At 72.9% G+C, this 8,335-nt stretch carries 4 protein-coding genes; 3 read left to right on the top strand and 1 reads right to left on the bottom strand.

The features are described from left to right. On the bottom strand, positions 1-550 hold a 550-nt coding region (locus ACFQ11_RS30235), incomplete at its 3' end, for an ATP-binding protein (protein ID WP_378304834.1). Between the two features lie 348 nt (positions 551-898). Between ACFQ11_RS30235 and ACFQ11_RS30230 the strand changes: the two genes are divergently transcribed. From ACFQ11_RS30230 to ACFQ11_RS30220, 3 genes are all read left to right on the top strand, one after another. Then, positions 899-5,146 carry a HAMP domain-containing protein gene (locus tag ACFQ11_RS30230; protein ID WP_378304832.1) on the top strand — a complete coding sequence of 1,416 codons (4,248 nt, stop codon included), beginning with the start codon at positions 899-901 and terminating at the stop codon, positions 5,144-5,146. A gap of 93 nt (positions 5,147-5,239) precedes the next feature. Continuing rightward, positions 5,240-5,941: a response regulator gene (locus ACFQ11_RS30225; RefSeq protein ID WP_378304830.1), complete on the top strand. Its 702-nt coding sequence runs from the start codon at positions 5,240-5,242 to the stop codon at positions 5,939-5,941. A gap of 294 nt (positions 5,942-6,235) precedes the next feature. Further along, complete coding sequence (locus ACFQ11_RS30220; RefSeq protein ID WP_378304828.1) at positions 6,236-8,317, top strand: prolyl oligopeptidase family serine peptidase; 2,082 nt, start codon at positions 6,236-6,238, stop codon at positions 8,315-8,317. Positions 8,318-8,335 lie beyond the last annotated feature (18 nt).

Here is an 8,335-nt window from a genome sequence, read left to right as displayed (position 1 = left end):
GGCCCGCGGCGCTCCGGCCCGCGGACGGCGGGTCGGCGGACGGCGGGTCCGAGGACGCGTCGGCGGGACGGGCGTCGGCCGGCCGGTCGTCGGCGCGTCCCGCCTCTCGGGCGGCCTCGGAGCCGCGGGCGTCGTCGTGTCCGGGCTCGCGGTCGGCCTCGTGTCCCGTTTCGGCGCCGGGACGCGGAAGGCGGAACCACACGCCCTTGGTGCGGCGGTCGTAGGTGACGCCCCACGAGTCGGCGAGCGTGGCGATGGAGGGCAGGCCGCGTCCGCTGGAGGCGGTGACACCGGGCATCTCGATGCCGCGGGTGGGGTGCCGATCGCGGACCTCGATCTCGATGTCCGCGCCCTCGAGGCGGCAGGTGACCTCGAAGGACGTCCCGGCGTAGGCGATCGCGTTGGTGGCCAGCTCGCTGGTCGCCAGGATCGCGTCGTCGGAGACGTCCTCCATGCCCCAGTCGGCGAGCACCTTCCGGACGAACCGGCGCGCGTCCGCGACCGCCGCCGCGGCGGACGGGAAGGTGGCCGACGCCGTCTGCCGATCCAACTGTCGTCCCTCGTTCGAAGCGTCCACTACCCGGGTCTGGCTATCGTGACAGACTGGTCGGCCGCCCGGCCAGAAGAGCCGCTCGACGGGGCCGCACCGCGTCTCCGCGCCGGCGGGCGCCGGGCCCCCGCCACGACACGACAGACCGTAACACGAAGACTACGTGCGCGGATGCGCGGTCGTTACCGTCCGTTGACCGGCAGAGTGTGATTCGGGCCCCGGACCGTCCGGCAACGTAGAGTACAGATGCGGCCGGGAGGCCGCGGAAAGCGGCCGGGAGACAAGGGCCCGGAAAAGGAGCCAGTGGCATCCGGTACCCCACGAACGCGGGCCAGGAGGATGAATAGCATGCCGCGCACCGCGTCTCGCGCCCGCTCCGGCGGGTCGCGCGACACAACGCCGCGTTACAGCGACGCCGACCTCGCCCCCCTGCTGAAGGCGCTGGTCGCCGTCCGCGACGGGAAGGCCAAGGCCGAGCTGGACCTGCCCGGTGAGGGCGCCGTGGCGCAGGCCGGGGCACTGCTGGAGGAGATCCGGCAGAACGGCGAGGAGCTGACCGCGGGGCTGTCCCGCGTCCGCCGGGAGATCGGCCGGGAGGGCCGGCTGGGCGGGCGGCTGACCACGGGCACGCTGAAGGGCTCGTGGGCCGGGGCCGTGGACGACGCCAATGCGATCATCGCCAAGCTGACGGACCTGTCCGTCGGGATGCACCAGGTGGTCGAGGCCGTCGCCGCCGGGGACCTGAGCCGCCGCGTCGAGCTGCGGGTCGCGGGCCGGCCGATGCGCGGGGAGCTGCTGCGCATGGCGCGGTCGGTGAACGGCATGGTGGAGCTGCTCGACCAGTTCACCTGGGAGGTCACGCAGTTCGCCCGGGAGGTCGGCACCGAGGGGCGGCTCGGCGGCCAGGCGCCGTCGCGCGGCATGACCGGCCGGTGGCGGGACGTGACGGCCGCGGTGAACGCGATGGCGGGCCGGCTCACGGCGCAGGTCCGCGACATCGCCGAGGTCACCACGGCGGTCGCGAAGGGCGACCTGACCCGCAAGGTCACCGTGGAGGCGACCGGCGAGCTGCAGGAGCTCAAGCTCACCGTGAACACGATGGTGGACCAGTTGTCGCGGTTCGCCGACGAGGTGACGCGGGTCGCCCGCGAGGTCGGCACCGAGGGGCAGCTCGGCGGCCAGGCGCGGGTGCAGGGTGTCAGCGGGGTCTGGAAGAACCTCACCGACAACGTCAACGCGATGGCGAACAACCTGACGTACCAGGTCCGCAACATCGCGCAGGTCACGACCGCCGTCGCCGAGGGCGACCTCGGCAAGAAGATCACCGTCGACGCGCAGGGCGAGATCCTGCAGCTGAAGCTGACGGTGAACCAGATGGTGGACACGCTGTCGGCGTTCGCCTCCGAGGTCACCCGGGTCGCCCGCGAGGTCGGCACCGAAGGGCGGCTCGGCGGCCAGGCGCGGATGCCGGGCGTCAGCGGCGTCTGGAAGGACCTGACGAACAACGTCAACGGGATGGCGTCGAACCTGACGTTCCAGGTCCGCAACATCGCCCAGGTCACCACGGCCGTCGCGCAGGGCGACCTCGGCAAGAAGATCACCGTCGACGCGCAGGGCGAGATTCTGGAGCTGAAGGACACCGTCAACACGATGGTCGACACCCTGTCGGCCTTCGCCGACGAGGTGACCCGGGTCGCCCGGGAGGTCGGCACCGAGGGGCGGCTCGGCGGCCAGGCGCGGGTCCCGGGCGTCAGCGGCGTCTGGAAGGACCTCACCGACAACGTCAACGGCATGGCGAACAACCTCACCATGCAGGTCCGCGGGATCGCGAAGGTGACGACGGCGGTGGCGCAGGGCGATCTGACGCGCCGGATCGAGGTCGACGCGCAGGGCGAGATCCTGCAACTGAAGGACACCCTGAACACGATGGTCGACACCCTGTCGGCCTTCGCCGACGAGGTCAGCCGGGTCGCGCGCGAGGTCGGCACCGAGGGACGGCTCGGCGGCCAGGCGATCGTGCCGGGCGCCGGCGGCATGTGGAAGGACCTCACCGACAACGTCAACGGCATGGCGTCGAACCTCACCTACCAGGTCCGCAACATCGCGCAGGTCGCGACGGCCGTCGCGCACGGCGACCTGACGCGCCGCATCGACGTCAACGCGCAGGGCGAGATCCTCGAGCTGAAGACGACCCTGAACACGATGGTCGACACGCTGTCGTCGTTCGCCTCCGAGGTCACCCGGGTCGCCCGCGAGGTCGGCAGCGAGGGGCGGCTCGGAGGGCAGGCCGAGGTCGAGGGCGTGTCGGGCACCTGGAAGCGGCTGACCGAGAGCGTCAACGAGCTGGCCCGCAACCTGACCACGCAGGTCCGGGCGATCGGCGAGGTCGCGAGCGCGGTCGCCGAGGGCGACCTGACGCGCACCATCACCGTGGAGGCGCGCGGCGAGGTCGCCGAGCTGAGCGACAACGTCAACCTGATGGTCGCGACGCTGCGGGAGACGACCCGGGCCAACGACCAGCAGGACTGGCTGAAGTCGAACCTGGCGCGGATCGGCGGCATGATGCAGGGCCACCGGGACCTGCAGCAGGTCGCGAACCTGATCATCCGGGAGCTGACGCCCACGGCGAGCGCGCAGTACGGCGCGTTCTACCTCGCGGAGCCCGTCGGCGAGGAGACCGAGCTGGTGCTGATCGCCGGGTACGGGACGCGGCGGCGGACGCAGAAGGGCACGGTGCGGTTCGCGTTCGGGGAGGGCCTGGTCGGGCAGGCCGCGCAGGAACGGCGGCCGCTGCTGATCTCCGAGGCCCCCGCCGACTACGTGAAGATCGGCTCCGGGCTGGGCGAGGCGTCTCCGGTCAACATCATCGTGCTGCCGATCGTGTTCGAGGGCACGGTCCTGGGCGCCATAGAGCTGGCCTCGTTCGGCCGGTTCACCGACGTCCACCTGGCGTTCTTCAGCCAGTTGATCGAGACGATCGGGGTGACGCTGAACACGATCAGCGCCAACACCCGCACCGAGGCGCTGCTGGCCGAGTCGCAGCGGCTCGCCGGGGAGCTCCAGGAGCGGTCGGACGAGCTGCAGCGGCAGCAGGCGGAGCTGCGGCACTCCAACACCGAGCTGGAGGAGAAGGCGGCGCTGCTGGCGCAGCAGAACCGCGCGATCGAGATCCAGAACTACCAGATCGAGCAGGCGCGGCGGACGCTGGAGGAGCGCGCCGAGCAGCTGGCGATCTCGTCGCGGTACAAGTCGGAGTTCCTGGCGAACATGTCGCACGAGCTCCGCACGCCGCTGAACAGCCTGCTGGTGCTGGCCAAGCTGCTGTCGGAGAACCAGGGCGGGAACCTGACCGACAAGCAGGTGGAGTTCGCCCAGACGATCTACGACTCGGGCACCGACCTGCTGACGCTGATCAACGACATCCTGGACCTGGCGAAGGTCGAGGCCGGGAAGATGGAGCTGCATCCGCAGCGGCTGTCGGTGCCGGCGCTCGTCGACTACGTGGACGCCACGTTCCGTCCGCTGTCGCAGGACAAGGGCCTGGAGTTCGGCGTGGAGGTGGCCCCGGACGTCCCGGGGACGCTGTTCACCGACGAGCAGCGCCTCCAGCAGGTGCTGCGGAACCTGCTGTCGAACGCCGTGAAGTTCACCGCCGAGGGCGAGGTCCGGCTGCTGGTCGAGCGCGCCGGGGACATCGACTTCACGCTGCCCGCGCTGTGGAACACCCCGGACGTGATCGCGTTCCGCGTGATCGACACCGGGATCGGGGTGAGCGCCGACAAGCTCCAGGTGATCTTCGAGGCGTTCCAGCAGGCCGACGGGACCACCAGCCGCCGCTACGGCGGCACCGGTCTCGGCCTGTCGATCAGCCGGAACATCGCCCGGCTGCTCGGCGGGGAGATCCACGCCGAGAGCAAGCCCGGGCACGGCAGCGTGTTCACGCTGTACCTCCCTGCGCAGTACAGCGAGTCCGACGGGCGGCGCAGGTCGCCGCAGGACGACGCGGTGGCCGAGGCGGACGTCCCCGCGATCGCGCCCGCCGAGGACGCGGGGGACGCGGCGGAGGGCGCCGCCCCGGCCGCCGAGGCCGCGCCCGAGGGCGGCCGGCGGCGCGAGCGGCGACCGGTGCGCGGGCGGCGCCGCGCGGAACCCGACCAGCCCGTGAACGGCATGCTGGAGGAGCCGCCCGCGGACTTCCTGGACACCGTCCTGTCGGGCCGCAAGGTGCTGATCGTCGACGACGACGTCCGGAACGTGTTCGCGCTCACCAGCGTCCTGGAGGGCTACGGGATGGACGTCCTGTACGCCGAGGACGGGCAGGCGGGCATCGACCTCCTGCACCGCAACCCCGATGTGGCGCTGGTGCTGATGGACGTGATGATGCCGGGCCTGGACGGCTACGCCACCACGTCCGCCATCCGGCAGATGCCGCAGTTCGCCGAGTTGCCGATCATCGTGATCACGGCGAAGGTGATGAAGGGCGACCGGGAGAAGAGCCTCGAGGCGGGCGCGTCGGACTACGTGCCGAAGCCCGTGGACGTGGATCATCTTCTTGACGTCATGAGGAACTGGCTGCAACCCTCCATCGTCCGCTGAGGAGAGGAGCGCCACGGGCAGTAGGGTCTGCCGTGGGTGGACGTGTGCGGTCGCGGGCCCGGGCGGCGGGCCGACCGGATCGGAGGGACGCGCGTGGACGACAAGGCGAAGATCCTGCTCGTGGACGACCGCGAGGAGAATCTCATCGCGCTCGAGGCCATCCTCAGCTCCCTCGACCAGGACCTGGTCCGCGCCAGGTCGGGCGAGGAGGCGCTCAAGGCGCTGCTCACCGACGAGTACGCGGTCATCCTGCTGGACGTCGTCATGCCGGGCATGGACGGGTTCGAGACGGCGCGCGACATCAAGCGGCGCAAGAAGACCCGCGACCTGCCGATCATCTTCCTCACGGCGGTCAACAGCGACCCCGACTACGCGTTCCGCGGGTACGCGGCGGGCGCGGTCGATTTCATCTCCAAGCCGTTCGACCCGTGGGTGCTGCGCGCCAAGGTGTCGGTGTTCGTGGAGCTGCACAACAAGAACAAGCAGCTCCGCGACCAGACGACGCTGCTGCGGGAGCAGTCCGCGCTGCTGCGCGAGCAGTCGACGCTGCTGGAGGCCCGGCCGGCGGAGGAGTCGGGGCCGGCGGCGCGGCGGGCGCTCGCCGGACGGCTCGACGAGCTGCTGGCGGCCGTCGAGGAGCAGGCGGAGCTGCTGGGCAAGCGGGTGCCGCCGGCGCTGCGCGACGAGGTCGGCGAGCTGGACCGCCGCCTGGCGGGCCTGCGCGCCGCGCTGGCCGTCGACGGGTCCCCGGTCGAGGGGGCGGTCGTCGCGGAGGGTCCGGCACAGGAGTCCTGACGCCGTTTCTCATCGCGGTCTCATCGGAACGGCGTTTGCACGCCTCAGAGACCTGGTATACCTGTGTGCGTCCAGGCCACTACACAGTGTTACCGGAGGTAGGCATGAACGAACTCCCGTCGAGTCTCGTGCCGGGGCTGCCGCTTCTTGCGGACGAGATCGTCATCCTCGAGGGATGGCGCCAGGAGCTGATCGAGGGCGACCAGAACTGAGCCGCCGCAGGCTCGTCCGAGGGCTTCCCGCCGCGGCGGGGGGCCCTCGGCCCTTGAGGACCGACCATGGGGGGCCGAAAGCGTGAGCACGGCGACGGGGCGGCCCGCGGCGCGCCGGGACGCGGTCGTGGAGCGGCTGCACGGGCACGAGGTGCCCGATCCGTACCGGTGGCTGGAGGACGTCGACGATCCGGACTGCGCCGCGTGGCTGGACGGGCAGGCGGAGGCGTTCGCCAGGCACGCCGGCGGCTGGCCGGACCGCGAGGAATGGCGGACGCGGCTGGCGAGGGCGGCCGCCGCGGGCGGCGCGGCCGTCCCGGTGGTCTCTCCCCCGGTGTGGCGGCGCGGCCGGCGGTTCTTCCTGCGGCGCACGCCGGACATGCAGCTCCCCGTGCTGATGACCGCCGGGCCGGACGAGCCGCCGCGCGTGCTGCTCGACCCGCTCGTCCTGGACCCGTCGGGGGCGACGACGCTGCAGGGCTGGCGCCCCTCTCCGTGCGGCGGCCTGCTGGCCTACCAGCTGGCGCGCCACGGGGACGAGCGGCCGCTGCTGTGGGTGCTGAACGTGGCGGACGGCGGCCTCGTGGACGGCCCGCTGGAACCCGGCCGGGTGACGCCGGTGGCCTGGCTTCCCGGCGGGACGGCGTTCTGTTACATCGACACGCCCGGCCCCGGCCTGGAGGGGGGACGGCGGCTGCGCCTGCACCGCGTCGGTGCCGAGCCCGCCGGCGACCCGGTGCTGTTCGCCACCGACCTCCCGCAGCTTGCGGTCACGAGCGCGCCGGACGGGCGCGTCATGCTCAGCGCCGCGCCCGGAGCCACGTCCGGGAACCTCCTGTGGATCGCCGACGCGCCGGACGGACGCGCGCCCGTCCTGCGCCCGGCGCTCCTGCACGACGGCACCCGCGACGGCACCCGCGCGGCCCTGAAGTTCGCACCGGACGGCGGGGTCCTCGCCGTCACCGACCGAGGCGCGCCCTACGGGCGGCTCTGCGCCGTCGACCCCGCGGACCCGCGCCCCGAGCACTGGCGCACGGTGATCGCGGAGGAGCCCGGCGCCGTCCTCGCCGACTGCGCGACGCTCACCGATCCCGCCACGGGAGAACCGCGGCTGCTGACCGTCCGGACGCGGCACGGGGCGAGCGAGCTGCGCCTCCACGCACCCGACGGGACGTTCCTGCGGGACGTTCCGGCGCCGGGGCACGGCACCGTGACGCGGCTGACCGCGCCGCCCGACGGCGGCCCCCTCGCCTGGTTCGCCTACACCGACTACACGACCCCGCCCGCCGTCCACCGCGTCGACGTCCGCGACGGGTCGTGCGTCCCCGAGGCGCCTCCGGAGCCCGCCGCCCGGGCGATGGCCCGCGCGCGCCCGGAGGTGCGGCGGCTGACCTACGCCTCGCCGGACGGCACGCCGGTGCGGATGCACCTGATCGCGCGGCCCGGCGGCGACGGCCCGCGCCCCCTCCTGCTGACCGCCTACGGCGGGTTCGGGGCGTCCACCCCGCCCGCGTATTCGCCCGCCGTCGCCGCCTGGGTCGAAGCGGGAGGCGTGTACGCGGTCGCGAGCGTGCGCGGCGGCGGCGAGGAGGGCACGGGGTGGCACGCGGCGGGCCGCGGCCGCGACAAGCCCAACGCCGTCGACGACTTCACCGCCGCCGCCCGCGCGCTGATCGACGGCGGGCACACCGCGTCCGACCGGCTCGCGATACGGGGTTCGTCGCACAGCGGATTCCTGGTCGCCGCCGCGCTCACCCGGTGCCCGGAGCTGTACGCGGCGGCGGTGATCACCGATGCCGTCACCGACATGGTCCGGTACCACCGGTTCGGCATCGGGCGGATGTGGACCGAGGAGTTCGGCACCGCCGACGACCCCGAGCAGCTCGCCGTCCTGCTCGGCTACTCCCCGTACCACCGCGTCCGGGCCGGGACCGCCTACCCGCCGGTGCTGCTCACGTGCCCGCGGACCGACCCGCGGGTCGACTCGATGCACACCCGCAAGATGACCGCCGCGCTGCAGCACGCGACCGCGTCGTCCCATCCGGTCCTGCTGCGCTGCGAGCCCGGCGTCGGGCACGGCGAGCGTTCGCTGTCGCGGTGGCTCGGCCTGCAGACCGACGTGCTCGCGTTCTGCGCCGCCCACACCGGCCTGCGCCTCGGCTAGCACGCGGAGGCGCGGGCC

It is taken from the genome of Actinomadura sediminis, assembly GCF_042675525.1.
Taxonomy (GTDB): Bacteria; Actinomycetota; Actinomycetes; order Streptosporangiales; family Streptosporangiaceae; genus Spirillospora; species Spirillospora sediminis.
The sequence above is the reverse complement of the archived record's forward strand: the minus strand, read 5'-3'. Positions and strand labels throughout refer to the sequence as shown.